The organism is uncultured Halovibrio sp. (assembly GCF_913056445.1).
In the GTDB taxonomy this organism is placed as follows: domain Bacteria; phylum Pseudomonadota; class Gammaproteobacteria; order Pseudomonadales; family Oleiphilaceae; genus Halospina; species Halospina utahensis_B.
Genome location: NZ_CAJXMA010000014.1, coordinates 11523 through 35527, shown reverse-complemented (window position 1 = coordinate 35527; position 24005 = coordinate 11523). Strand labels below are relative to the sequence as shown.

26 protein-coding genes and 1 other RNA gene are annotated in these 24005 nt (G+C 63.4%); 10 read left to right on the top strand and 17 right to left on the bottom strand.

The genetic code is table 11. The annotated features are described in order from the left end of the window. The first annotated feature begins 83 nt into the window (after positions 1-83). Complete coding sequence (locus QZ501_RS04955; RefSeq protein WP_160899053.1) at positions 84-1232, top strand: acyl-CoA dehydrogenase family protein; 1149 nt, start codon at positions 84-86, stop codon at positions 1230-1232. On the opposite strand, the gene rpiA is transcribed toward QZ501_RS04955, so the two are convergent. Then, positions 1233-1904, bottom strand: a complete 672-nt coding sequence (gene rpiA, locus QZ501_RS04950) for a ribose-5-phosphate isomerase RpiA (RefSeq protein ID WP_151439943.1) — start codon at positions 1902-1904, stop codon at positions 1233-1235. Between the two features lie 108 nt (positions 1905-2012). Then, on the bottom strand, positions 2013-4007 hold the full coding sequence (locus tag QZ501_RS04945) for a TonB-dependent copper receptor (RefSeq protein ID WP_295717666.1): 1995 nt from the start codon (positions 4005-4007) through the stop codon (positions 2013-2015). Positions 4008-4214: 207 nt separating this feature from the next. Between QZ501_RS04945 and QZ501_RS04940 the strand changes: the two genes are divergently transcribed. The 5 genes from QZ501_RS04940 to QZ501_RS04920 all read left to right on the top strand — a co-directional run bounded on the left by QZ501_RS04940 (position 4215) and on the right by QZ501_RS04920 (position 8275). Then, positions 4215-4895 (top strand): sulfite exporter TauE/SafE family protein, encoded by a 681-nt coding sequence (locus tag QZ501_RS04940; protein WP_160899054.1) that lies wholly within the window; start codon positions 4215-4217, stop codon positions 4893-4895. Between the two features lie 48 nt (positions 4896-4943). After that, positions 4944-5918, top strand: coding sequence for a sigma-54 dependent transcriptional regulator (locus QZ501_RS04935; protein ID WP_160899055.1), 975 nt, complete (start codon positions 4944-4946; stop codon positions 5916-5918). Between the two features lie 86 nt (positions 5919-6004). Further along, complete coding sequence (locus QZ501_RS04930; protein WP_160899056.1) at positions 6005-6331, top strand: c-type cytochrome; 327 nt, start codon at positions 6005-6007, stop codon at positions 6329-6331. 82 nt (positions 6332-6413) lie between these two features. Beyond that, entirely contained in the window at positions 6414-7931 is a 1518-nt protein-coding gene (gene ilvA / locus QZ501_RS04925) for a threonine ammonia-lyase, biosynthetic (RefSeq protein ID WP_295717659.1), read from the top strand. A gap of 173 nt (positions 7932-8104) precedes the next feature. Continuing rightward, complete coding sequence (locus QZ501_RS04920) at positions 8105-8275, top strand: hypothetical protein (RefSeq protein WP_192497284.1); 171 nt, start codon at positions 8105-8107, stop codon at positions 8273-8275. A gap of 1 nt (position 8276) precedes the next feature. Here QZ501_RS04920 and QZ501_RS04915 read toward each other — a convergent pair whose 3' ends face one another. The 4 genes from QZ501_RS04915 to QZ501_RS04900 form a co-directional block, all read right to left on the bottom strand. Next, positions 8277-8888: a 5-formyltetrahydrofolate cyclo-ligase gene (locus QZ501_RS04915; protein WP_160899057.1), complete on the bottom strand. Its 612-nt coding sequence runs from the start codon at positions 8886-8888 to the stop codon at positions 8277-8279. A 25-nt stretch (positions 8889-8913) separates the two neighbouring features. Continuing rightward, a non-coding RNA gene (gene ssrS, locus QZ501_RS04910) (6S RNA) lies at positions 8914-9101 on the bottom strand. A 54-nt stretch (positions 9102-9155) separates the two neighbouring features. Further along, positions 9156-9470 (bottom strand): cell division protein ZapA, encoded by a 315-nt coding sequence (locus tag QZ501_RS04905; protein WP_095615715.1) that lies wholly within the window; start codon positions 9468-9470, stop codon positions 9156-9158. Beyond that, a complete protein-coding gene (locus tag QZ501_RS04900; protein WP_077529508.1) occupies positions 9470-9676 on the bottom strand; it encodes a TIGR02449 family protein in 207 nt (68 codons plus the stop codon). Before QZ501_RS04900 ends, QZ501_RS04905 begins: the two co-directional genes overlap by 1 nt. A gap of 147 nt (positions 9677-9823) precedes the next feature. Between QZ501_RS04900 and QZ501_RS04895 the strand changes: the two genes are divergently transcribed. The 4 genes from QZ501_RS04895 to QZ501_RS04880 are packed head-to-tail and all read left to right on the top strand — an operon-like array spanning position 9824 to position 14310. After that, positions 9824-10438, top strand: coding sequence for a UPF0149 family protein (locus QZ501_RS04895; protein WP_295717654.1), 615 nt, complete (start codon positions 9824-9826; stop codon positions 10436-10438). A gap of 12 nt (positions 10439-10450) precedes the next feature. Further along, on the top strand, positions 10451-11794 hold the full coding sequence (gene pepP / locus QZ501_RS04890) for a Xaa-Pro aminopeptidase (protein WP_151439957.1): 1344 nt from the start codon (positions 10451-10453) through the stop codon (positions 11792-11794). Continuing rightward, complete coding sequence (gene ubiH, locus QZ501_RS04885; protein ID WP_295717650.1) at positions 11787-13040, top strand: 2-octaprenyl-6-methoxyphenyl hydroxylase; 1254 nt, start codon at positions 11787-11789, stop codon at positions 13038-13040. The genes pepP and ubiH overlap by 8 nt, the downstream gene beginning before the upstream one ends. Next, positions 13033-14310: an FAD-dependent monooxygenase gene (locus QZ501_RS04880; protein WP_151439959.1), complete on the top strand. Its 1278-nt coding sequence runs from the start codon at positions 13033-13035 to the stop codon at positions 14308-14310. Before ubiH ends, QZ501_RS04880 begins: the two co-directional genes overlap by 8 nt. Here the strand turns inward: QZ501_RS04880 and QZ501_RS04875 are convergent, their stop codons facing one another. The 11 genes from QZ501_RS04875 to ubiE form a co-directional block, all read right to left on the bottom strand. Beyond that, entirely contained in the window at positions 14311-16122 is a 1812-nt protein-coding gene (locus QZ501_RS04875) for a chloride channel protein (RefSeq protein ID WP_295717646.1), read from the bottom strand. It abuts the gene before it with no gap. A gap of 23 nt (positions 16123-16145) precedes the next feature. After that, complete coding sequence (locus QZ501_RS04870) at positions 16146-17951, bottom strand: chloride channel protein (RefSeq protein ID WP_295717645.1); 1806 nt, start codon at positions 17949-17951, stop codon at positions 16146-16148. An 87-nt stretch (positions 17952-18038) separates the two neighbouring features. Next, positions 18039-18761 carry a 16S rRNA (uracil(1498)-N(3))-methyltransferase gene (locus QZ501_RS04865; RefSeq protein WP_295717643.1) on the bottom strand — a complete coding sequence of 241 codons (723 nt, stop codon included), beginning with the start codon at positions 18759-18761 and terminating at the stop codon, positions 18039-18041. Then, positions 18758-19522, bottom strand: coding sequence for a twin-arginine translocase subunit TatC (tatC, locus tag QZ501_RS04860; RefSeq protein ID WP_151439963.1), 765 nt, complete (start codon positions 19520-19522; stop codon positions 18758-18760). The genes QZ501_RS04865 and tatC overlap by 4 nt, the downstream gene beginning before the upstream one ends. Then, positions 19519-19875, bottom strand: a complete 357-nt coding sequence (tatB, locus tag QZ501_RS04855) for a Sec-independent protein translocase protein TatB (protein WP_151439964.1) — start codon at positions 19873-19875, stop codon at positions 19519-19521. The genes tatC and tatB overlap by 4 nt, the downstream gene beginning before the upstream one ends. 10 nt (positions 19876-19885) lie before the next feature. Continuing rightward, positions 19886-20146, bottom strand: coding sequence for a Sec-independent protein translocase subunit TatA (gene tatA, locus QZ501_RS04850; RefSeq protein WP_160899063.1), 261 nt, complete (start codon positions 20144-20146; stop codon positions 19886-19888). Positions 20147-20162: 16 nt separating this feature from the next. Next, a complete protein-coding gene (locus QZ501_RS04845) occupies positions 20163-20501 on the bottom strand; it encodes a phosphoribosyl-ATP diphosphatase (protein ID WP_295717640.1) in 339 nt (112 codons plus the stop codon). Further along, positions 20501-20911, bottom strand: coding sequence for a phosphoribosyl-AMP cyclohydrolase (hisI, locus tag QZ501_RS04840; protein ID WP_295717637.1), 411 nt, complete (start codon positions 20909-20911; stop codon positions 20501-20503). Before hisI ends, QZ501_RS04845 begins: the two co-directional genes overlap by 1 nt. Before the next feature lies 1 nt (position 20912). Next, a complete protein-coding gene (gene ubiB, locus QZ501_RS04835; RefSeq protein ID WP_160899065.1) occupies positions 20913-22547 on the bottom strand; it encodes a ubiquinone biosynthesis regulatory protein kinase UbiB in 1635 nt (544 codons plus the stop codon). Further along, entirely contained in the window at positions 22544-23167 is a 624-nt protein-coding gene (locus QZ501_RS04830; protein ID WP_295717633.1) for an SCP2 sterol-binding domain-containing protein, read from the bottom strand. Before QZ501_RS04830 ends, ubiB begins: the two co-directional genes overlap by 4 nt. Further along, positions 23167-23916: a bifunctional demethylmenaquinone methyltransferase/2-methoxy-6-polyprenyl-1,4-benzoquinol methylase UbiE gene (gene ubiE, locus QZ501_RS04825; RefSeq protein WP_151439970.1), complete on the bottom strand. Its 750-nt coding sequence runs from the start codon at positions 23914-23916 to the stop codon at positions 23167-23169. The genes QZ501_RS04830 and ubiE overlap by 1 nt, the downstream gene beginning before the upstream one ends. Between the last annotated feature and the right edge of the window lie 89 nt (positions 23917-24005).

The following is a 24005-nucleotide window of genomic DNA, read 5'->3' as shown; positions in this document are numbered from 1 at the left end:
ATGACCAAGCGCTTGCTTGGTGTGAATGCTTGCGGCACACTCAGACTGTCCACTCTGGCCCTGACCGCTGAAGGAAGGCATTCATGAAAACCTCAACACACTGCTTCAATGAAACCCATGAACAGGCCCGCCAGACGGCGCAGCGCTTTGTGGAGCGTGAAGTGCTGCCGCATATTGATGAATGGGAAGAGGCGGGTGAATTCCCGCGTGAGCTTTATCGCAAGGCCGCTGATGCCGGCCTGCTGGGTGTTGGTTACCCAGAGGCGCTGGGTGGCACCGGGGAAGGGGATCTGTTTCTCAAGGTCGCGGTGAGTGAGGCGCTGATGCGCAGCACCTCCGGAGGCCTGGTTGCGGGCCTGGGTTCCCATGACATTGCCCTGCCACCCATTGTGAAGTGGGGGCCTAAGGCCATGCGCGAACGGGTGGTGCCCGAAGTGCTGCGGGGTGACGCGGTGGCAGCGTTGGCGATCACCGAGCCCGGTGGCGGGTCCGATGTGGCGAATCTCCGGACCCGCGCGGAAAAGGAAGGCGATCATTACCGGATCAACGGCAGCAAGACCTTTATTACCAGCGGGCACAGGGCCGATTACTACACCGTGGCCGTGCGTACGGGCGAAGCCGGCCATAACGGCATCAGCATGCTGCTGGTGGAGCGTGATACGCCCGGGTTCTCGCGCGGGCGCATGCTTAAGAAGACCGGCTGGTGGGCCAGCGATACCGCCGAGTTGTTCTTCGAGGACGTTAAGGTGCCCGCGGGAAACCTGATCGGTCAGGAGAACGGCGGGTTCATGGTGATCATGACCAATTTCCTCCAGGAGCGGCTGATGCTGTGCATCATGGGGGCGATGACCGCGCGCCTGGCGCTGGAGAAGGCCATGGACTACAGCCGGGAGCGTGAGGCGTTTGGGCGCACCATCAGCGGCTTCCAGGTGACCCGCCACAAGCTTGTTGATATGGCGACCCGGGTGGAGCTGGCTACCCAGTACACCTACCACTGCGCGGCGCTCATGGACGCCGGCAAGGCGCCGGTGAAGGAAGTGGCCATGGCCAAGAATTTCACCGCGGAGGTGGCAGAGGAAGTCACCCGGGAAGCGGTTCAGCTCCACGGCGGCATGGGCTACATGCGCGAAGCCGGCGTGGAGCGTCTGGCCCGGGATGCCCGTATCCTGGCCATCGGAGGCGGTACCACGGAGATCATGAAGGAGCTGATCGCCAGGCAGCTTGGGCTGTGATCAGCGCCCCTTCTCAGTGACACCGGAGCTGGTGGCCACGAACAACCGGTCCGCCGGGCGCTTCGCGAACAGGCCGTTGGTGACCACGCCGGTGATCTGGTTGATGGCTTCCTCGGCCTTGATGGGGCGGCTCAGGTCCAGGTGATGCACATCCAGGATGATGTTGCCGTTGTCAGTGGTGAAACCCGCGCGGTATTCCGGGTCGCCGCCCAGTCTGACCAGTTCGCGCCCCACGTAGCTGCGGGCCATGGGGATGACCTCCACCGGCAGGGGGAAGTCGCCCAGCATGTCCACCTGTTTGGTCTCGTCGATGATGCAGAGGAAGGTCTCGGAAGCGGCCGCCAGGATCTTTTCCCGGGTCAGCGCCCCGCCGCCGCCCTTGATGAGCTCCAGGCGATGGTTGGCTTCATCCGCCCCATCGATGTAGAAGCGGGGTGGTTCCACTGCATTCAGATCATAGACGGGAATCCCGTGCTGCCTGAGGCGCTCGGCCGTGGCTTCGGAGCTGGCGACGGCGCCGTCGAACTGGTCCTTTTCCGCGGCCAGGGCGTCGATGAAGAAGTTGACGGTACTGCCGGTGCCGATCCCCAGAATGCTGCGTGGGGTCAGTTCCGGAAGCACGTGCTTGAGCGCGGCTCGGGCCGCTTCCTGTTTGTGGCTGTCCTGGCTCATAGGGGGGCTGCCTCTCCGTTGTTCGGTTCTGGAGGCCCAGTATACGGGTTCAGGAGGCCATCAGGAACGGCCCGGGAGCGAGCCGGGCGACCGGCTCGCCAGGGGGCGTCAGAACTCGGTTGTAAGGTTGGCCCACAGGATGCGGCCAGGTTCGTTGATCGGTTCGCTGCTGGCCCCAAGGTCCGCAGTGCCCTTCTGGATGTGTTCCGCGTACTCCCGGTCAAAGACGTTGTCGATGCCGGCGCTCAGGCGGGTGCGTTCAAACAGCTGCATGCCGCCATGAAGAGAGACAGTGGCGAATCCGGGGGTTTCCCGGGTATCCAGGCTGTAGATGGTGCCACTGCCCTCGTCCACACGGTCCTGGCGGGCGACCCCGCGCCATTGAATGCCAGCGGTGTAGCCAGCCTGTTCGTAGTCGAGGCCGAGCGTGCCCTCAAGCGGCGGTGTCTGTGCCAGAGGCTCGTTGTCGGTGTCGTTGGTGCTGCGGGTCCAGGCCAGGCTGGAGCTCAGGCTCAGAGACGGTGTCAGGGTGACCGTGACGTCCGCCTCCAGGCCGCGGGTGACGGCGTCCACATTGCGTGCGCTGTCTCCCTGGTTGGTGATCAGGATGTAGTCGTCATACCAGCCGTAGAACAGGGCAACGGTGCCCTGGACACGCCGGTGGTCCATGGTGAGCCCGACATCCGCCTGGGTCAGGGTTTCGTTGCCAATGCCGAAGTCGCGCTCCCGTTCCCAGAAATCCGGCGCGCGCTCGGAGCGGCCCAGGCCGGTGTACAGGGTCACGGGCAGCTCCTGAAGGGCGACCTCGTAGCGGCCGAAGCCACTCCACTGGGTGCGGTGATCGGATTGTCCCCGGTTTGCGTCCCCGAAGTCGGCTTCCAGAGCTTCCGCCTCGTGGTAGTCACCGCGCAGGCCCAGGGTCAGCCAGGAGGTGTCGCTGATCGGCTGCTCCATGTCCGCAAAGACACCCAAGTCCGAGAACTCGGCCGTGTCCGGTGTCGGGGCATTCCGGAAGCGGGCGCCTGCCAGCGGGTTTCCCATTCCCATGAGCGGACCGCTGTCCGCGTGTTCATTGGTGGCGAAATCCATTCCGGCATGGACATCCATCCCAGAGAACAGTGCCATGTCGGCGGCAAGGCGCCCGCCCAGGGTAGTGCGCTCCACGATGCGCGCCATGGCCATCTGGCCAGGGTCCCTGAGACGGAAATTGTCCATCACATGGTCGACATTGTTGTAGTACGCGCTGGCCTCCACCCGCTTCAGCCAGGAGGTCAGGTTCTCCTGCGTGCCTGATAGCCGGTAGCTGGTGCGGTCGAAGTCAGTACCATCCATGCCCCGGTCATCGTAGGCGGCCTCGGCGTTGCTGCGGTCATAGCTGAACTCGACCTCGGTATCGTCGCCGGTCGTCCAGCCGGCGATGGCACTGGTGCTCCAGCGTTCGTGCGCTGAATGCACGGTGTCACCGCCGCCGTCCTCGTAGTCGTCCTGGGAGGAGAGGGTACCGATGAAGCGGGCATAGCCACTGTCGTCGCCGGTGGTGATGTCCGTGGCCATGTCGTTGCGGGCATGGCTGCCGGCGGTGAAGCTGGCAAAGCCGCGGGTGGTGGCAGCGGTGAAGTCCGGGGCGTCACGCTCAAAGCGCACGCTGCCGGCGGTGGCCGGGCCGTAACGGACGCTCTGGGGCCCTTTGGTGATCTCGATGCGGTCATAGGACTGGGGAAAGATGTAGGCGGTGGGCGGGTCCATGCGGCTGGGGCAGCCTCCGGGGATGGCACCGCCGCTGGCGGAGATGTTGAGCCGGGAGCCGCCAAGGCCTCTCAGGACCGGTTCACCACTGGTTCCGCCCTTACGGCTGACGTTGAAACCGGTCACCGATTCCAGGTAGGCACCGCCGTCCTGCGCCGGCAGGGAGGCGTGGGGTTTTCTCGGGTCCGAGGTCACCTCGTAGGGGGTGTCCATTGAGGAGGTGGTTACCACAAGGGGCTCCAGAGCCATGGTCTGGGCTAGTGCCGGTGTGGTTCCGGCCAGGAGGGTGGCGGTCAGGACGGGTGTGGTGCGCCGCCAGTAAGGCTTGTGTATCATCCGGTACTCCCTGATGGTCATGGATCCGGGCTCCCTTAGCAGGATGCGGGCCAGGTTCATGGTGTGCGGTGGTGTGGCTCCAGCCCGCGTCATTCGGGCGTTTTTGAGGGGGTGGGTGGAGAGCCGCTCAGTGCCCGGGGTGGTCGCTGTGTGAAATCCCCTGCTGGCTGTGTGATTTCACACAGTGATTGATATTCCTTAAGTCCACGATCGCGGGAGCTGTGTAGGATGGGGTGGACGGATTGGCTGACAGCATTCCTTCTGGGACTGGTCAGCAGTACGCACTGTATTGGCATGTGCGGCGGCATCGTGGGCGCGCTCACCTACAGCCTGGCGCCCGGCATCCGGGCCCGGCGGTGGCTGTTTCTTGTGTTCAGCCTGCATTACCACCTGGGGCGGATCAGCAGCTACATGCTGGCCGGCGCCCTGGTGGCGGGAGGTGCCGGTGTGTTCCAGAGCCTGGCCGGTGGTGGCAGCGCGCTGGTCATGCGCACCGTGGGGGCCGTGTTCCTGGTGGCGCTGGGGCTCCATATTGGTGGCTGGTTCTCGCGCTTCGCCTGGATCGAGTCCATGGGGCGACCGCTGTGGCGCTGGCTGGAGCCCCTGGGGCGCAGGCTTCTGCCGGTGCGCTCGCTGCCCCAGGCGTTCGGTTTCGGGGTGGTCTGGGGCTGGCTGCCCTGTGGGCTGGTCTATTCGGCGCTGGTCTACAGTCTGAGTACCGGTTCCGCCTGGCAGGGCGCAGGGGTCATGCTGTTCTTCGGCCTGGGAACGGTGCCCACGCTGCTGCTGGTGGGTATCATGGCCGACCGGACGCGGCGGGTCATGGCCAGTCCGCTGTTCCGTCAGGTGGCGGGTATTGCGATCATTGCGCTGGCCCTGGTGCCGCTTGCTCTGGCACCCGGGCAGTAACCGCGGTATGGGAGTGGATTTGGATGGGTGAACGCAGGAGCCGTGATCATGTTCAGCAGTGATGCTTTTACCCTGCTTGGTGGTGAGTCGCCGGCTCTGCAGGCCGTGCTGCGCTCGGCGGCGCTGGTTGCGGCCACGGATGCAACGGCGCTGGTGACCGGTGAGAGTGGCACTGGCAAGGAGCTGCTCGCGCGCGGTATGCACCAGGCCAGCAGGCGGCATGCGGGGCCCTGGATTCCTGTCAACTGTGCCGCTCTGCCTTCCGAGCTGGTTGAGGCGGAGCTTTTCGGTTACTGGAAGGGCGCTTTCACCGGTGCGGACCGCAATGCGCCGGGTTATGTCCATCAGGCCCAGAACGGCACGCTGTTTCTCGATGAGATCGCCGAACTCACGTTGGCGGGGCAGGCCAAGCTGCTGCGCTTCCTGGAGCAGGGCGAGTGCCAGCGCCTTGGCTCCGGCAGAGCTGAGACGCTCGATGTACGGATTATTGCGGCGACCCATCAGGACCTTTCCGCCCTGGCGGCCCAGGGACGGTTCCGTTCGGACCTTTTCTATCGGCTCAATGTGATTCCGCTGACGCTGCCCCCTCTCAGGGAACGCGACGGGGATGTCCGGATACTGCTTGAGCGTTTCCGCCTGGAGCTCGCGAAGACGCATGGCGTCAGCCCGCCGACGTTTGCTCAGAGTGCCCTCACCCGACTTGCCCGGCACGCCTGGCCGGGCAATGTACGGGAGCTGAGGAATCTGGTTGAGCGCTGTGTGGTTCTGATGCCGGGGCGTGTGCTGGGGGCTGAGGATCTTCCGGATGAGTGGCTGGCTGATAGCTGTGTGCCGGAGCAGCACCTGGGCGTGTATCTGCCGCCCGAGGGCGTTAGACTTGAGGACGTGGAAGCGGATCTCATCCGGCAGGCGCTCAGCCGCTCCGGTGGTAACCGGACCAGAGCTGCGGCGCTGGTTGGCGTAACCCGTGACACCTTTCTCTACCGGCTGAGGAAGCATGGTCTGATCCGCAGCCCGGATTGAGAGAGGTCAATGTGTTTGCCGGCTGAGCCCTGTACGGTGTAAAAGAGTGACAGCTGTATTTGCACGATGACAACGAAGGAGTTCCCATGAAGACAATGATCAAACCGCTCGCGGCCCTCGGTGCTGTTCTGGCTCTGGGGGCGGCCAGTACCGGCATGGCCCAGGAGCGTTCCGGCGAACAGATCTACAACAACTATTGCAGTACCTGCCACCAGATCGGTGCGGCGGGCGCGCCCAAGCTGGACGCCACCGACGAATGGCAGAGCCGTGTTGATGCCCGTGGCCGGGAAGGTCTCTATGAGAATTCCATCAACGGTTTCAAGGGTATGCCGCCCAAGGGGACCTGCGGTGACTGCTCCGAGGCCGAGATGAAGGTCGCGGTTGACTATATGCTCGACGAAGCCCTCAAATGAGGGCATTGCGGGTATCACGCGTGGACGTGGTGCCCGTATCCTTCTTACACTGTGAGGCTGTCTGACGAGAGAGAGCCTCACAATGCCCGACCGTTATATCCGCCAGATCCTGGACGCGCGCGTCTACGACGTTGCGATCGAATCGCCCGTAACCCATGCGCGCAACCTGACCCGCCGCTTTGTCAACAATATCTTCTTCAAGCGGGAGGATCTGCAGCCGGTCTTCTCCTTCAAGCTGCGTGGGGCCTACAACAAGATCAGCCAGCTCTCGGATGCCCAGAAGGCATGCGGTGTGATCGCTGCTTCCGCGGGCAACCATGCTCAGGGTGTGGCGCTGGCGGCCACCCAGCTGGGGATCCATGCAACCATCGTCATGCCGCGGACCACGCCGGAGATCAAGGTGAACTCCGTGCGCAATCATGGGGCTGAAGTGGTGCTGATCGGCGACGCCTTCGATGAGGCCGCTGCCTACGCCCAGGAACAGATCGAGAAGCATGGTTATACCTACATTCACCCCTATGACGACCCGGCTACCATCGCCGGCCAGGGCACGGTGGCCATGGAGCTGCTCTGGCAGTTCACCAAGCCGATCCACGCGGTCTTCATTCCGGTCGGTGGCGGGGGGCTGATCGCTGGCATGGCAGCCTACATCAAGTACCTGCGCCCGGAGACACGGGTGATCGGAGTGGAGCCCGAGGATTCCGCCTGCCTTTCCGAGGCCCTGAAGGCGGGTCGGCGCGTGACGCTGCCCCAGGTCGGGATCTTTGCCGATGGTGTGGCGGTGAAACAGATCGGCCGCCACACCTGGGATGTGTGCAAGGATCACGTGGACGAGGTGGTTACTGTCACGACCGACGAAATCTGTGCCGCGATCAAGGACGTGTTTGAGGACACCCGCTCCATACAGGAGCCGGCAGGGGCGCTCTCGGTGGCGGGACTCAAGAAATACGTCCAGCGCCAGGGGCTGGAGGATGAGAACCTGATCGGTGTTCTCAGTGGCGCCAATATGAACTTTGACCGGCTGCGCTATGTTTCGGAGCGTACTGAGGTGGGCGAGCAGCGGGAGGCCATCCTGGCGGTGACCATTCCGGAGGAGCCGGGCAGCTTCAGCAGGTTCATCCAGGCCCTGCGCAAGCGCAATATCACCGAGTTCAACTACCGCTACTCCTCGGCGGACGAAGCCCATATCTTCGTGGGGGTACAGATCCAGTCGGGCGGTCTGGGTCGCAACGAGGTGGTGACCGAGCTCGGGGATCTGGGCTATCCGGTGCTGGACCTGACGGACAACGACCTGGCGAAGCAGCACATCCGGCACATGGTCGGCGGGCACGCGCCCTCGGTCACCAATGAAAAAGTCTTCCAGTTCACTTTCCCCGAGCGTCCGGGGGCACTGATCACCTTCCTGATGTCACTGGGCAGCCGCTGGAACATCTCGATGTTCCATTACCGCAATCACGGGGCCGCCTACAGCCGGATCCTGATGGGGGCGCAGGTTGAGGATGAGGAACTGGGTGACTTCCGGGCCATGCTGGATGAAATCGGGTTTGAATATGAGGAGATCGGCGATGATCCAGCCTATCGTCTGTTTCTCGGGCAGTAGATTGCACAATCTTACAAAGTCATAATAATGTGGAAACCTTTATGAATTGTAAAAAAGGGTTTTACTGCTAGACTCTGTGCCACTGTCCGAAGAAACAGGCCTAGATTCCTGTTTCGCGGGTATTGTTGATAATCCAATAAGAAAAAAGAACAGCTGGCAGGAGACAACCGACGATGAACCGCCGACCCGACGTTATCCGCGTTCTGGTAGTGGTGTTTGCTACTGGGCTCTTGGTCAGTGGCCTGACCTCGCTCGCCGTATCCGATGAACCCAGACTGACCTCCGGCGCCATCCAGGAGGCAACGCTGACCGATCAGGGTTCCACAGGGCGCGCCATCAACTGAATTAAGCGCCCCGGTCGCCCACCGGGTAGTATCCCTGATCCGTCACAATGGCATCCATGGGGATATCCCAGCTGGCGGTCGGCATTGCATCGACCCGCTGGCCCTCGTGAGCCAGCCCGACCAGCTTCGGCCTGTGGCGGTTGGGCTGGCTCAGGAACGCAAAGGTCCGGTCATAGAAGCCGCCTCCCATCCCCAGCCTGTCCCCTTGCGCCGTAAAACCCACCAGTGGCATCAGAACCACATCCAGTGCCCATGCCGGTCTGGACGCAGCCCGGCTCAGACTGGGCTCGGGTATGCCGAAGCGATTGCGGCGCATGGGGGTATTACGGTCCAGGTGCAGGAACCAGAGGCGGTTGCCCAATATCGGGTGGAGAACCGGCAGGTAGCAGTGTTTGTTCATGCGTTCCACCGCTGCCTGCAGTGGGCGCGGGTCAATCTCGCCGTCATTGGGCCAGTAAAGGGCAATGCTGCGGGCATCCCGGAGTTCACGGCTGGCCAGCAGGTTGCGGCAGAGTTTGCGCGATGCGCGCTTCTGCTGCTGCGGGCTAAGCGCACGCCGTCGTGCGCGCAGTTCCCTGCGGAGCTGTTTTCGGGTTGCTTGATGGCGCGTCATGACATTCTTGGCAAGGCAGGTAATGAAACCCTCCGGGCTGCCGGACCGGATCGTGCCCTTGAACCCAGTAGTTCAAGGCGGGAGCCCCTTGATAGTGAATCAGGCTTTCCTCTGCTGTGGAGGACTTGCTCACATCACCAGGGAGCGGCTCCCTTTGGTCGTGCGCATCGGCTCGAGGACAACATCCAGTGAAGTCGTACAGCCCAGAGAGTTCGTGTGATTATAGGCTGACAGGCGGGGGGGAATGCAATGGCATTGTGCCGGTATTCAGGCGCCGGTGTCCGCCTGGGGCTGCTCCAGTGCCTCGCGCACCCGTTCGTCGAGTTCACGCAGTGTGCGCTCGGCGGATTCGGGCATGCTGCCACTGTTCTGCAGCAGTTCGTGGGTGATGTTGAGTGCGGCCATGACCGCGATCCGCTCGGTGCCGAAGACACGGCCACTGGCGCGGATCTCGCGCATCTTCTCATCCAGGTAGCGGGCGGAGCGTTCCAGCTCGCCACGGGCATCGCCGGGGCTGGCAACAAGGTATTCCTTGTCGAGGATGTTGACCGCGACTGTTTCCTTATCCGTGTGTTCCGCCATCAGTGATGCTCCAGTGAGCGCAGCCGTGAGATCATCGCCTCGATCCGGTGGCGTGCCATGTCATTCTTCTGCATGAGCTGGACGCGTTCCTGCTGCCAGTCCTCCTGGGCCTGGCGCAGCCGCGCGTTTTCGGCTTCCAGCTGGCGATTGCGCTCGATCAGCCGCTCGATGCGGGCGGCCAGTGCCTCGAGTTCCGCTTGGTCCATGGTACGCCTCTCCGGGGAATCGCCTCTGGAAAATCACTATAGTGGGCTCCCCGGGAGCGGTCAATTTGCGGTACGACAGGCAGCCGGGAAATGCTAGTGTAGGGCCCTGCAGACACCGAACCGGGAACCAGGAGCATCAGGCCCCCTATGAGCGGGATTGACGAGAACGATACACAGCGACTCCAGCAGATTGTCTACGATTTTGACCTGTGGTCCGACCTCCACGGACGCCATGGCGCCATCAATCATCCCAGTGAACTGCACGGCCTGCTGGCCGGTGAGCTGGCTGCCGGTGAGCGCCTTTCCAGCGAGCGCTGGGAGAACCTGGTGCTGGAGCATCTGGGGTGCGACCGGCTGAAGGAAGAGGAGGAGGATGAGCAGGTATCCCCGCGCGCCCTCCTGCACGCGTTCTACGCGGCGACCCTGGCTTCCCTGCAGTCCGAGGACATGGACTTCCGGTTGCTGCTGCCGCCTGAGCAGGCCCCGCTCAATCAGCGTCTGGAGGCGCTTTCCAACTGGGTCCGGGGGTTCCTCGAAGGCATGGCCCGGGCTGCTGGCGACGGGCTCAGCCGGGCGCCGGACGATATCCGTGAGCTGATCCGGGATTTCGTGGCCATCAGTCAGGTGGAAAACGAAGCGGACGACTCGGAAGACGACGGTGACCGCGACATTGAGGAGGTCTCCGAGTACATCCGGGTGGGTGTTCTCAATGTCTTCGCCGAGTTCAACCATCCCCAGCCGGACCAACAGACACTGCACTGACCGGGAGTGCCAATGACCGCCGCAAGCAAGCAGACCCAGACCGCAATTGACCGTGACGAGCATGCCAGCCGCCGGCGCCGCCTGATGGAGCAGATGGCGCCGGAAAGTATCGCCATTGTCTCCGCGGCCCCGGAACGGACCCGCAGCCGGGATACCGAATACCCTTATCGTCAGGACAGCGACTTCCTCTACCTCACCGGCTTCCAGGAACCGCACGCGGTGCTGGTGCTGGTTCCCGGCCGGGAACACGGTGAGACGGTCCTGTTCTGCCGGGAGCGCGACCCCGACCGGGAGCTCTGGGATGGATTCATGGTGGGTCCGGATGGCGCGGTGGCTGATTATGGCGTGGATGACGCCTTTCCCGTCAGCGACATCGACGACATCCTGCCGGGGCTGATCGAGGGGCGCTCACGGGTCTATTACTCCATCGGCCGGGATTCGGCCTTCGACAGCCGGGTCATGGAGTGGGTCAACAGCATCCGTGCGCGGGTACGCAGCGGGGCCAAGCCACCGGGTGAGTTCGTGGCCCTGGAGCACACCCTGCACGACATGCGCCTCTATAAGAGTGCGGCGGAACTTCGGGTCATGGAGCAGGCCGGGCGGATCAGCGCCGATGCGCACTGCCAGGCCATGCGCCGCGCCCGTCCTGGACTGCGCGAATACCAGCTGGAGGCGGAGCTGCTCTACCGCTTCCTGGATCAGGGTGCCAGTGCGCCCGCCTATCCGACCATTGTCGCGAGCGGCTCCCATGGCTGCGTTCTCCACTATACCGAGAACCAGGGCATGCTGGCGGACGGCGATCTGGTGCTGATCGACGCCGGCTGCGAGTACAACGGCTACGCCGCGGACATCACCCGTACCTTCCCGGCCAATGGTCGTTTCACGGCGGAGCAGAAAGCGGTTTACGAGATCGTGCTGGCGGCGCAGAAGGCGGCGATTGAGAAGGTTACGCCCGAGAATCACTGGAACCAGCCCCATGAGGCAGCTGTCGAGGTCCTGAGCCAGGGGCTTCTGGATCTGGGCATACTCACCGGCAGTCTTGAGGAGGTTGTGGAGCAGGGCCATTACCGCGACTTCTTCATGCACCGGACCGGTCACTGGTTGGGTATGGATGTGCACGACGTTGGGGATTACCGCATTGGTGGCGCCTGGCGGGTGCTGGAGCCGGGAATGGTGATGACGATTGAGCCCGGGCTTTACATCCCGCCGGGTAAGACGGGCGTGGAGGCGCGCTGGCAGGGCATTGCCGTGCGCATCGAGGACGACGTGGTCGTAACCCGCTCCGGTTACCGCAATCTGACACCGGATGTGCCCAAGGAGATAGCGGACATTGAGGCGCTGATGGCCGATGAGTGATCCGGGTTCCTCGATTCGCCACTGTGATGTGCTCATTGTTGGCGGCGGCATGGCGGGTGCCTCCCTGGCGCTTGGCCTGGCCCGGCAGGCGCCGTCGCTGGACGTTGCCGTGGTGGAATCCTCGCCGCTGGATCCATCAGTGGACCCGCAGACGCAGTTCCAGCCCAGCTATGATGCCCGCGCCACGGCGCTGGCCTACGGCTCCCGTCTGATCTACGAGGATCTCGGTGTCTGGCCCGAGCTTGCCCGCGCCGCCACGCCTATTGAGCACATCCATGTCTCCAGTCGGGGCCGCCCCGGAACCACCCGCATGCATGCGTCGGAGCACGGCACGGAGGCGCTGGGGTATGTGGTGGATAACGCCTGGCTTGGTCTCAATCTGGTCTCTGCCCTTCAGGAAACCGCCACCCACTGGCTCTGCCCGGCGCGGGTGGTCACGGCGGAGACCGGCAGTGAGGGTGCGCAGGTTCTGGTGGAACAGAACGGTGAGCAGCTGTGGTGGCAGACGCGTCTCCTGGTGGTGGCTGATGGGGGTCGTTCCGGTCTGCGTGAACAGCTTGGGTTCAGTGCCCGCCGGCAGGACTATGGCCAGCACGCCCTGGTCGCCACCGTCACCATGGGTGAGCCGCACCGGAACCAGGCCTATGAGCGCTTTGTCGACGGCGCAGCCGTGGCGTTGCTGCCCCACAGGGGCAGCCATGACTACGCGCTGGTCTGGACCATGGACAGTACCGAGATTGAGCGCCGCATGGCCCTGGGCACCGATGCCTTCCTGGCAGAGCTCCAGCAGCGTTTCGGCTGGCGGCAGGGCCGGTTTGAGCACGTGGGGCAGCGCCACAGTTACCCGCTGGCGCTGGAGCAGGTCGCCAGCCCGGTACGCCCCGGGGTGGTACTGGTGGGCAATGCGGCCCATTCCCTGCATCCGGTGGCTGGACAGGGTTTCAACCTGGCCCTGCGCGGGCTGATGCGGCTCAGCAGCCGCCTCGCTGGTGCTGCCGATGAACCGGCCTCCCTGGGCCAGCCGGAAACGCTGGCCTCCTATGTAGCGACCCATCAGCAGGATGTGGACGCCATTGTCGGTTTCTCCGACAGCCTGGTGTGGGTGTTCTCGGAAAAGGGCGGTTTCCCCGGCCGGCTCCGGGACCTGGGGCTGGCGGCTCTGGACGCAGCGCCTGGTCCGCGGCACTGGCTGGCGCAGCGCAACATGGGACTGAACACAAGACGGAGCTCCCTCGGCCATGACTGATACCCCGCTTACGGAACGCACCACCGTTGCCATTGTGGGTGGCGGCCTTGTTGGCGGCGCACTGGCGCTGCTGCTGGCCCGCCAGGGGCTGGAGGTCACCGTAGTGGAGCCCCAGTCCCGGGAGACCCAGCTGCATGAGCTGGAGCCGGCTACCACTGTCCACGGGTTCGAGCCAAGGGTCAGTGCCCTGACCGAGGGCACGCGGCAGCTGCTCGAGGACCTTGGTATCTGGTCGGAGATTGAAGCCCGGCGCTGTTGCCCGTATCGCGAAATGCGTGTCTGGGATGCAGAGGGTACCGGCAGCATCCACTTCGACGCTGCTGAACTCCAGCTTTCCCGGCTGGGGAGCATTGTGGAGAACCGGGTCGTGCTGGGGGCGCTGGCCCGGGCCATGGTGGCGGAACCCAACCTGACCTGGCTGGACGGGGAATACGTCCGTCACTGGCGCCCGACAGGCGCGGGCTCGGCGGTGATGCTCAGCGATGGCCGCTGGCTCGAGGCGCGGCTGGTGGTCGGTGCGGATGGTGCTAATTCCCGCATACGCCATTGGGCCGGTCTGGCTACCCGCGAGTGGGATTACGACCAGCAGGCGATCGTGTGTACCGCGCGTACGGAATACGGCCACCAGCGCACCGCCTGGCAGCGGTTCATGACCACGGGCCCGGTGGCCTACCTGCCTCTGGCCAACGAGGAGAGCAGTGACCGGTTCGTTTCCATCGTCTGGTCCCAGGATGTGGGAGAATCGGCGCGGTTGATGAACCTGGACGAAGGCGCCTTCGCCGGTGAGCTGGGCGCGGCACTGGAGTGGACCCTCGGGGCGGTGGAGGCGGTGTCCACACGCCATGCCCTGCCGTTGCGCCAGCGTCATGCCCGGGAGTACACGCGTCCGGGGGTGGTTCTGGTCGGGGATGCCGCACACACCATCCATCCGCTGGCTGGGCAGGGAGTTAACCTCGGATTTGCGGACGCGGCTGTCCTGGCGGATGAGATCCGGCTGGCCATGGAGCGTGGTCTGGAGCCTTCGCACTCCAGCGCCCTGCAGCGTTACCAGCGCCGGCGCAAGGTGGAGAATCTGTCGCTCATGGCTGCCATGGAGGGCTTCAAGCAGCTCTTCGCCCGGGATGAGCTGCCCCTGCGCTGGCTGCGAAACACCGGCATGCGCTGGCTGGACGGCCAGACCGGCATCAAGAACCGGATTGCGGCCGAGGCCATGGGCAGCCGTCATCCACTGCCGCGGTTCTCGCCGCCCCTGCCGGCTGAAGCGGAGTGATCAGGGGGTGGTGCTGAAGCTCCGGAACTGCTCCATCACACTGTCCGCCAGGTGATCCTTGTCGAGTACACCCACCACTTCCTCGGCCAGGCCGGTTTCCGCCGCGCCGGCGTAGACCAGTGCATAGTCCACTCCCTGCTGGGTCAGCTGCTGCACCACCTGGCTGAGCAGATCCCTGGCCCCCACCTGAACGAACCGCCGGTGGCCCAGCCTCGCCAGCGGCCAGTCTTCATGGTGTTCATGTTCGGCTGCGAGCAGGCCTTCAAATGAGAGAATTCCGCTGACCTCATCATACTCGTCGGTCAGCAACAGGTACTGGACTTCGGCCTCACGCCCCAGAAGTTCGAAGGCATTGCTGACGGTGGTGGCCTCGGGAAGAGTGGCAATCCCCTCTTCGGTGAACTCCTCCGCGCGACGCATGAGGAAAAGGTTGCGGTGGCGTTCACTTGAAAAATGTTTGCCGCGGCGTGTCAGCTTGATGCTGTAGATCGTTTCATCAATCAGCGCACGGCGGATGCCGATCGCGACGGCAACAGCAATGATGAGCGGGATGATGATCGTGTAGGCGCGTGTCATCTCGAACACCATCACAATGGCTGTCAGTGCCGCCCCCGTAACACCACCGACAACACTGGCCATGCCAACCACGGCATAGTTCATGGGATTGATGTTCGCGGTTGGCCAGATCAGGGAGAGTGCGATGCCAAACGCAGCCCCCAGTGTCGCACCCAGGAAAAGTGCTGGTGAAAAGATACCACCGGATGATCCCGAGCCCAGGCTGAGGGTCGTCGCCAGCAGTTTGGCCCCGAACAGCAGCACAAGCAGCTGAAACGCCAGCAGGTTCCCGTGGAGTATTTCGCTGATGGTGGCGTAATTGGCACCGGCGATATGGTAATGGCCATAGGTGTACTGGAAGCCGAAAAGCATGAGGCCGACAAAAAGCATGCCAGTGGCGTGTCGAAGGTACTGGTTGCTGGTCAATCGTTCAAAGGTGACTTCCGTGAACGACAGGAGGCGAATGAAGAGCCAGGCCGTAACACCGCAGGCGACACCCAGAACACTCATGGCTGCAATGTTGTAGAAGTCCAGAGCGCCCGCGCTGACGGCTTCTGGTGCGGGGATTACGAATGCCGGCGTCATCCCCAGTGTGGTGCGCCCGATGTAGCTGGCGGTGGCGGTCGACAGCACCACGGGCATGAAGGTCCGGACGCTGAGCTCGGGCAGCATCAGCTCAACCGCGAACATGACACCGCCCAGTGGCGTATTGAAGGTGGCCGCAATCCCCCCTCCCGCGCCGGCAGCAATCAGGGTGATGCGTTGCCAGGTGCTGAGATGGACCAGGCGGGCAATGCTTGAGGCGAGTGACGCCCCGATCTGGATAATGGGCCCTTCCTTGCCCACTGACGCACCGCTTCCGATGGACAATGCGGAGGCCAGCGACTTGGCGGCGGCAACAACCGGGCGGATCAGCCCCTCCCGGAAGTAAACCGCATCAATGACTTCGGGAACGCCGCTGCCACGCGCTTCGGGTGCGAACGTACGGGTCAGCCAGACCACGCCCAGGCCGCCAATCACGGGAACCAGGATTACAAAAGGGCCCCAGATGCTGGGTTCCAGAAGGCTCTCCCCACCCAGAGTCAGGCTCAGGCGCCCATAGAAGAACAGATTGTGGAAAAAGCTGATGAGGTAATAGAAGAGAACCGCGCCCAGGCCCGTGACAATGCCCACGATAACGGCGATCAGGGAAAAAACGAGCGCGGGTGCCTCGCGCTCGTCATTTGGTTCCCGGTTCAGGGGCGTATCAGTACTCATGGGCAGGTCGTGACCCCTGGATGTTAATGCATGAGGTAGGCGTCTTCCTTGGACGCCAGGGAGATCTCGCGCGGGGTAATAACGCCCAGGACATCCGTGGCCCGTTGACTGTTTTCATCATGCATGACGAGAACCACCTCGCAGTTGCTGGCATGCATGGAGCGCATCAGCTTTGACCAGCTGGTTTCGGACGTGACCCTGAGGAAGTTGCGATCAATGGTCCAGTCAGTGTTTTCCGGAGCGCTCAGAAGATGCAGGTTCTCATGGACCACACCATCAATGGTGTCGTCATCCACCGCTATGGCGTAACGGGGGGCCCTTTCCGGGGTGTGGGTCGCCTCCCACTGTCTCAGAAGCTGGACATCAATCAGGTCGAATTCGGTATTCATCAGTGTCCCCGCGCTGTGGAGATGGGACGTTGCCGCCTGAAGGCCGTGGGGAACACTGTAGCCCCGCCGTACCAGCTTGAGGGTATAGATGCTCTCCTCAGTGATCGCCGACCGAACCGCATAGGCAAAAGACACCGTTGCGATAATCGGCAGCATGGCGGCGTAGTCACCGGTCAGCTCGAAGACCATGATGACGGCGGTCAGCACCGCACCGGTGGTTCCCGCGATCATGCCGCCCATGCCCGCAATCGCGAGTACCACTGGATCGACGCCGCTGGCCGGAAAGACCATCAGGACCAGGTTGCCAAACAGGGCTCCGAAGATGGCGCCGAGAAACAGCGAAGGAGCAAAAACGCCGCCGGAGGCGCCGGAGCCCAGCGTCAGCGCTGTTGCCAGCCATTTACCCAGGAAAAGCAGAGCCAGGAACAGTGGATCGGAGAGGATACTGCGCAGAACATCCAGAATAGTGGGGTAGCCAACCCCCCCAATGTGGTATTGGCCGGTATAGACGATGAATCCGTACAGCATGACGCCGACGACAGCCATCCCACTGACATGGCGCACATAGGAATTGGTGAAGCGGCGTTCGAACCAGTCTTCGAACGAATAGATGGAGCGGATGAAACCGGATGAAATGACGCCGATCAGCGCCCCCAGCGGAATACAGGCCAACAGTGAGTAGAAGCCCACCAGATGGTTCTCAAAGACCACCAGCTCGGGGACATCGAACGAGGGGTGGAGGCCGCTGTAGAAACGCCCGATATAGGTCGCCGTTACCGTGGCAATTGCCACCACGGTGACTGTGCGGGCACTGATCGAGACCAGCATCAGCTCCATGGCAAAGGCGAGCCCGCCAATCGGGGCATTGAAGGTTGCGGCCACCGCGGCTGCGGCACCTGCGCCCACGAGCACCACCCTCTGGCGTGCCGGCATGGTGATGAGCTGTCCCAGACTGGAACCGAAGGCTGAGCCGATCTGGACAATGGGGCCTTCACGCCCGACAGACCCGCCACTGCCAATGGAAACTGCGGAAGTCAGCGCCTTGGCGATCACCACGGAGGGCCGGATCCGGCCCTGGCTGAAGTAGATGGCGTTCATCACTTCCGGGACCCCGTGGCCGCGGGTTTCCGGAGCAAACCGTTCGGTTATCCAGTTAACGATGATGGCACCGACAACAGGCACCAGGATGACCCCTGCACCCCAGGTGCTGGGGGCGATATGGATATCCGGCTGGAAGGCCAGACTCAGCTCGCCATAGAAAAAGAGGTTGCGGAAAAAACCAATGATGGCTTTGAAGGCAATCGCACTGAAACCACCAAAGATACCCACCCCCACTGCCAGGATCAGCATGATGCTGGCGTTGAGAGGCTGGTTCGGGCTTGCTCCCTCGACCGGAGCTGTGGCTGACCCTTCAGTCTGGTTGTTGGTGGTTTGGCTCATAGAGACCATGCGGAGGTAAAGCGATCACTATTCTTATACAAAGCGTGAAGCCGCTGCAAGGAATCCTGCTTTTCTGTTCTGAGCAGCTTACCCATTGGGGATATCGAATAAACGCCCGAGAGCTGCAGGAACAAAGGTTTCCGTGCGCAGTATCCGTGGTCCCAGATGCACCGGTTCAAAACCCTGATCGCGGATCAGTTCCACTTCATAGGGAATGAAGCCGCCCTCCGGGCCGATGCAAAGGCTTACAGGTTCGTCCAGGCCCTGCGGGCAGGCACCGGCGCTGCCGGGATGGGCGATCAGACGGTGGCTCCCGGTTGTGATGGCAGCGAGCTCATCTTCTACAAAGGGCTTGAAGCGGTTGCGCTGCAGGATTGTCGGCCACCCGGTATCCCGCCCCTGTTCCAGCCCCAGGGTGATCTGTTCAGCAAGGGATTCCGGTTGCAGCCAGGGGGTCTGCCAGTAGCTTTTCTCCACCCGGTAGCTGTTGACCAGCACGAGGTGCTTGACGCCCATGGAAACGACGGACTGGATGATCCGGCGCAGCATCTTGGGGCGTGGCAGCGCGAGTACCAGGGTCAGTGGCAGGGGCGCAGGGGGCGCCTCATCCAGTTCTATGGCCAGCGTGGCCTCGTGCGCATCCAGGTGTTCGATCCGCCCCATCCCCATGGTGCTGTCACGCAGTCCCACTCTCAGTGAGTCGCCCGTATTGGCCCCATGTATTTGATGGAGGTGCTGCAGCTGGCGACCGGTTACACGGGCCCGCTCCGGCGTCACCAACTGTTCCGGGTGAAGCAGGAGCAGGTTCATGCCGCGTCCGCATCATCCGGTGGGCGGCGGCGCTCGACCATGCGACCGAAGATGAGTCCGATCTCGAACAGCAGCCACATGGGTCCGGCCAGAAGCGTCTGGGAGATCATGTCCGGTGGCGTCATCAGCATACCCACCACAAAGCAGCCCACCACCACGTAGGGGCGCTTCTCGCGCAGGGACTGGGTATCCGTGGCACCACTGAGAATCATCAGCATGATGGCGATCGGGATCTCGAAGGCGATGCCGAAGGCGAACAGCAGCTTGAGCACAAAGCTCAGGTAGCTGCTCATGTCCGTCATGACCGTAACCTCAGCCGGCCCCACGGAGGTGAAGAAAGCGAATACCAGTGGAAAGACCACGTAGTACGCGAACACTGCCCCCAGGTAGAACAGCAGGATGGAGGAGGCCAGCAGCGGAAAGGCGATGCGTTTTTCGTGGCGGTACAGCCCCGGGGCCATGAAGCGCCAGATCTGATAGAGCACCACCGGCATGGCCAGGAAGGTGCCCAGCACCAGGGTCAGTTTCAGGGGCGCGAAGAAGGGGGCTGCCACGTCCGTGGCGATCATGCTGCTGCCCTCGGGCAGATAGGCCCGAAGTGGGCCGGAGAGCCAGGCATAGAGCTGGTTGGCGAAGGGGTAGAGCGCCAGGAAGATCACCAGGATGGCGAGAATGGCCTTAAGCAGCCGGTTGCGCAGCTCCACCAGGTGGGCCACCAGCGGCATGGTGTTCTCGTCGAGGGAGTCGTCCTGCTGGCTCATGAGGGGTTCCGGGGGCCTCCCTGGTGGTCCTTGTCGGTGCCGTCACTGCTGTTGCTGCTGCGGGAGTCGGATTTCAGGTAGTCCTCATCCAGCTTCGCCTCGTCCAGAGCTTCACGCATGTTCTTCTGGATGTCCTCGTAGCCGATGTCACTCTTCTCTCGGCGCAGCTGTTCCCGGATCTCCTCGGCCTTGACCTGGCGGTCGAGTTCCTCGGAGAACTGGCGGGTCATGCGGCGGGCCTTGCCGATCCAGTGCCCGGCCGTGCGTGCCGCTGTGGGCAGCCGTTCCGGCCCCAGTACCAGGAGGGCAATGACGCCGCAGAGGAAGAGCTCCAGGAACCCGAGATCAAACATTCAGGGCGCCTCAGGAATGCTCGTGATCGCGGCGCTTCTCCGCTTCGGGCGTCTCCTCGCTGTTCTTCTGCTCCAGAGTGCGACCGCCCGGGGTGTCGTCCTCCTGCTCCTCATCCTTTGACTTCCCGCTGTCGCCATCGTTCATGGCCTGCTTGAAGTTGCGGATGGCGCTGCCGACATCGCCGCCCATGTTGCGCAGTTTCTTGGTCCCGAACACCAGAATGACGATGCCGAAGACGATCAGAAGCTGCCAGATACTGATTCCGCCCATGTTGAATTCCTCCCGTTCAGGATTCCGGCGTGCGCCGGGCTTTTTCTTCAAGGCCGGAGAGGCCGAAACGCCGTGCCAGTTCATTGAGCACTGCGTCCGGGCCTTCGCCCCGATTGGAGAGCATGACCAGACTGTGGAACCACAGATCCGCCGTTTCGGCGATCAACTCCCGGTTGTCTCCGGAGTGTTCCGCGTCCTTGGCCGCGATCAGGGTTTCCGTGCATTCCTCCCCGACCTTCTCAAGAATCTTGTTGAGCCCCTTGTGATGGAGGTTCGCAACGTAGGAGTCGTCCGGGGCCGCATTCCGGCGCCGTTCTTCCAGTACCTCGGCCAGTTGGCTCAGTACCGTGTCCATCAGCTCTGCTCCGCTCCGTAAATGGCTTCAGGGTCCTTAAGGACCGCTCCGGATTCCTGCCAGGCACCGTTCTCCAGTCGGCGGTAGAAGCAGTGTCGCCGCCCGGTGTGGCAGGCAATGCCGCCGATCTGTTCCACCCGCAGCAGGATGACATCCGCATCACAGTCCAGCCGCATCTCGTGGACCTTCTGCACATGGCCGGAACTTTCGCCCTTGTGCCAGAGCCGCTCCCGTGACCGGGAATAATAGACGGCTTCGCCGGTTTCCGCTGTCTTTTCCAGCGCTTCGGCGTTCATCCAGGCCATCATCAGCACGTCGCCGCTGGCGGTATCCTGGGCGATGGCGGGAACGAGGCCGTCTTCGTTGAAGGCTACCTCGCCGATCCATCCGGGCTGGGAGTCTGCTGTCATCTCAGTGTCCACTGCTGTTACTGCCATACCAGAATAACACGCCGCCGGTGCCCAGCAGAATCCAGCTGGCGGCCGGCAGGTTCTTCAGCCATTCCTGGAGGCCGGGTTCCGCCACTGCCAGTGCCCCCATTGCACAGGCGGCCGCCCCGAGCAGGGGCCAGAGGCGGAAGCGGTGTGTATCGGCGGGCGCGGGCTGCGGCTGCACGGGCGGTGGGTCGCCGGCGAGGCGCTCCAGCGCGTCGTGGAACAGCTGGGGCATTTCTGGTGCCTGTTCCGCCCAGTCTGGCAGGTGTTCGCGCAGTGAGCGCATCACACCGGGCGGGCCCATCTGCTGCTGCATCCAGTTCTCCAGGAAGGGTTGGGCGGTGGCCCAGAGGTCCAGGTCCGGGTAGAGCTGGCGGCCCAGACCTTCCACGTTGAGCAGGGTTTTCTGCAACAGGACCAGCTGGGGCTGGACCTCCATGTGAAAGCGGCGGGCCACCTCGAAAAGGCGCAACAGGAAGTGACCGAAGGAAATGTCGCGCAGCGGCCTGGCGAAAATGGGTTCGCAGACGGTGCGGATGGCGGCCTCGAATTCATCCACGCGGGTGTCGGCGGGGATCCAGCCGGACTGGATATGGAGCGCCGCGACCTGGTGGTAGTCCCGCCGGAAGAAGGCGAGCAGATTGCGCGCCAGGTAGCTCTTGTCCGAGGGTCCGAGGGTACCGACAATGCCGAAATCCAGCGCGATGTACTGGGGGTCCGCCGGGTTGGAGGCATCCACGAAGATGTTGCCGGGGTGCATGTCGGCGTGGAAGAAACTGTCCCGGAAAACCTGGGTGAAGAAGATCTCCACGCCCTTCTCCGCCAGCACCTTCATGTCCACGCCGGCGGCGTGGAGAGCCGCCGTGTCGCCGATGGGGATGCCGCTGACCCGCTCCATGGTGACCACCCGGCGCCCGGTGTGGGACCAGTAGACCTCGGGCACGTAGATCAGCGGCGAGTCCGGGAAGTTGCGCCGCAGCTGGCTGGCGTTGGCCGCCTCGCGCTGCATATCCAGTTCGTCGAAGATGGTCTTCTCATAGTCCGTCACGACCTCCACCGGGCGCAGGCGCGGCCCTTCCGCCCAGAAGCGCTGCAGCAGCCGCGCCATCAGGTGGAGCAGGCGGATGTCCTGGCGGATGACCCGCTCGATGCCGGGGCGGATGACCTTGACCACCACGGGGGTGCCGTCCAGCAGCTTCGCCCCATGCACCTGCGCCACGGAGGCCGAGGCCAGCGGATCCTGTTCGAATTCGCTGAAGCAGTCCGCGATGTCCGCTCCCAGTTCCGCTTCCACAATAACGCGGGCGTCATCGCTGTCGAAGGGAGCGACCCGGTCCTGGAGGTGGGCCAGTGATTCGGCCATATCCTCGGGCAGCAGGTCGCGCCTTGTGGAGAGGATCTGGCCGAACTTGATGAACACCGGGCCCAGGTCCTCCATGGCCTGGCGCAGGCGTTCGCCGCGATTGGCTTCCGGCTGCGGGAAGAGACGCCAGGGGGCGATGGCCAGCAGGAAGCGGATGCCTGCCGGCAGGGTCAGGAGGCGCAGGAAGGTGTCGAGCCGGTAGCGGCTGAAAACCCACAGGATCCGGAGCAGGCGGCCGAGGTTGATCAATGGTCCTCCTCGGGCGCCAGGTTGTTGAGGCGGTTTTCAAGCGCCTTCACGCGGGATTCCAGCGCATCGATGTCACTGAATCGGGCCTCGGCCTCGTGGCGACCGGGCACCAGGCCGGATTCCTCGTGCAGGTAATCCTCAATGTTCGCGTGTACCGAGGCGCGCGCCTGCTGGCTCCAGCGCAGGGCATCCCGCAGACGCCGGGCGATGACGTGAGCGGGCACATCCCCGAGGGTACGGGCCAGGAAAGCCTCCCAGTCCGGCGCCAGCGCATGCAGTCGGTGTGCGAGGTGGCGGACGCGCTCACTGTCTCCTTCGACCGTGATCAGGCCCTGGTCCAGGCCGCTGGTGTCGCCGCCGGCCAGTGCCAGAAGCGCCAGTGGCGTGGCGGTGATGTGCGTGTCCGTTCCCGGGCCGGACGGGCCCTGTTTCAGGGCAAGGCGGTCGCCCGAACGCGCCAGTGTCAGGGTGGCCCCGAAGGGCACCAGTGTGATCGCCACCGGCGCAGCCAGCTCTTCAAGCAGGATGTCCCTGGCCGCCGGGTCCGCTTCGAGAGCACGGTTCAGGGCGGAGGCGGCCATGGTGGTGGCCTGGTCGAGCAGTGTGCCGCCCAGTCCCATCAGGGCTTGATCCCCGCATGCAGCGCCACGATGCCGCCGGTCATGTTGTGGTACTTGCACCGCACCAGCCCGGCGTCTTCCATCATGCCCTTGAGGGTTTCCTGGTCCGGGTGCATGCGGATGGATTCGGCGAGATACTGGTAACTCTCGCTGTCACCAGCCACCAGCCGGCCCATCAGAGGCAGGGCGGTGAAGGAATAGGTGTCGTAGGCCTTGTTGAGCAGCGGGTTGACCGGCTTGGAGAACTCCAGGATCAGCAGCTTGCCGCCGGGCTTGAGGACGCGGGTCATCTCGCGCAGCGCCAGGTTCTGGTCGGTGACGTTACGCAGGCCGAAGGCAATGGAGACGGCATTGAAGTAATTGTCCGGAAAGGGCAGGCACTCGGCGTTGGCCTGCACGTAGTCCACGCGCCCGGCGTAGCCGCGGTCGATCAGGCGATCCCGGCCCACCTCCAGCATTTCCTGGTTGATATCGGCCAGCACAACTTCGCCTTCGGTGCCCACACGGTCCGCGAACTGCATGGTCAGATCGCCCGTGCCGCCAGCGATGTCCAGGATTCGGTGGCCGGGGCGCACACTGCTCAGCTCGATGGTGAAGCGCTTCCACAGCCGGTGGATGCCCATGGACATCAGGTCGTTCATCAGGTCATACCGGCTGGCAACCGAGGAGAAAACCTGGCCGACGTGCTTCGCTTTTTCCTGCTTCGGCACCTCGCGGTAACCGAAATGGGTGGTGTCCTGATCCGCCATGGGGACCTCCGCTAATGCTTTGGCGTATTCTAACCCCGGAGTGCCCGCTTGTCTGCGCCGGGTGAGCTCCACTCGCCTCATGGGTCGTA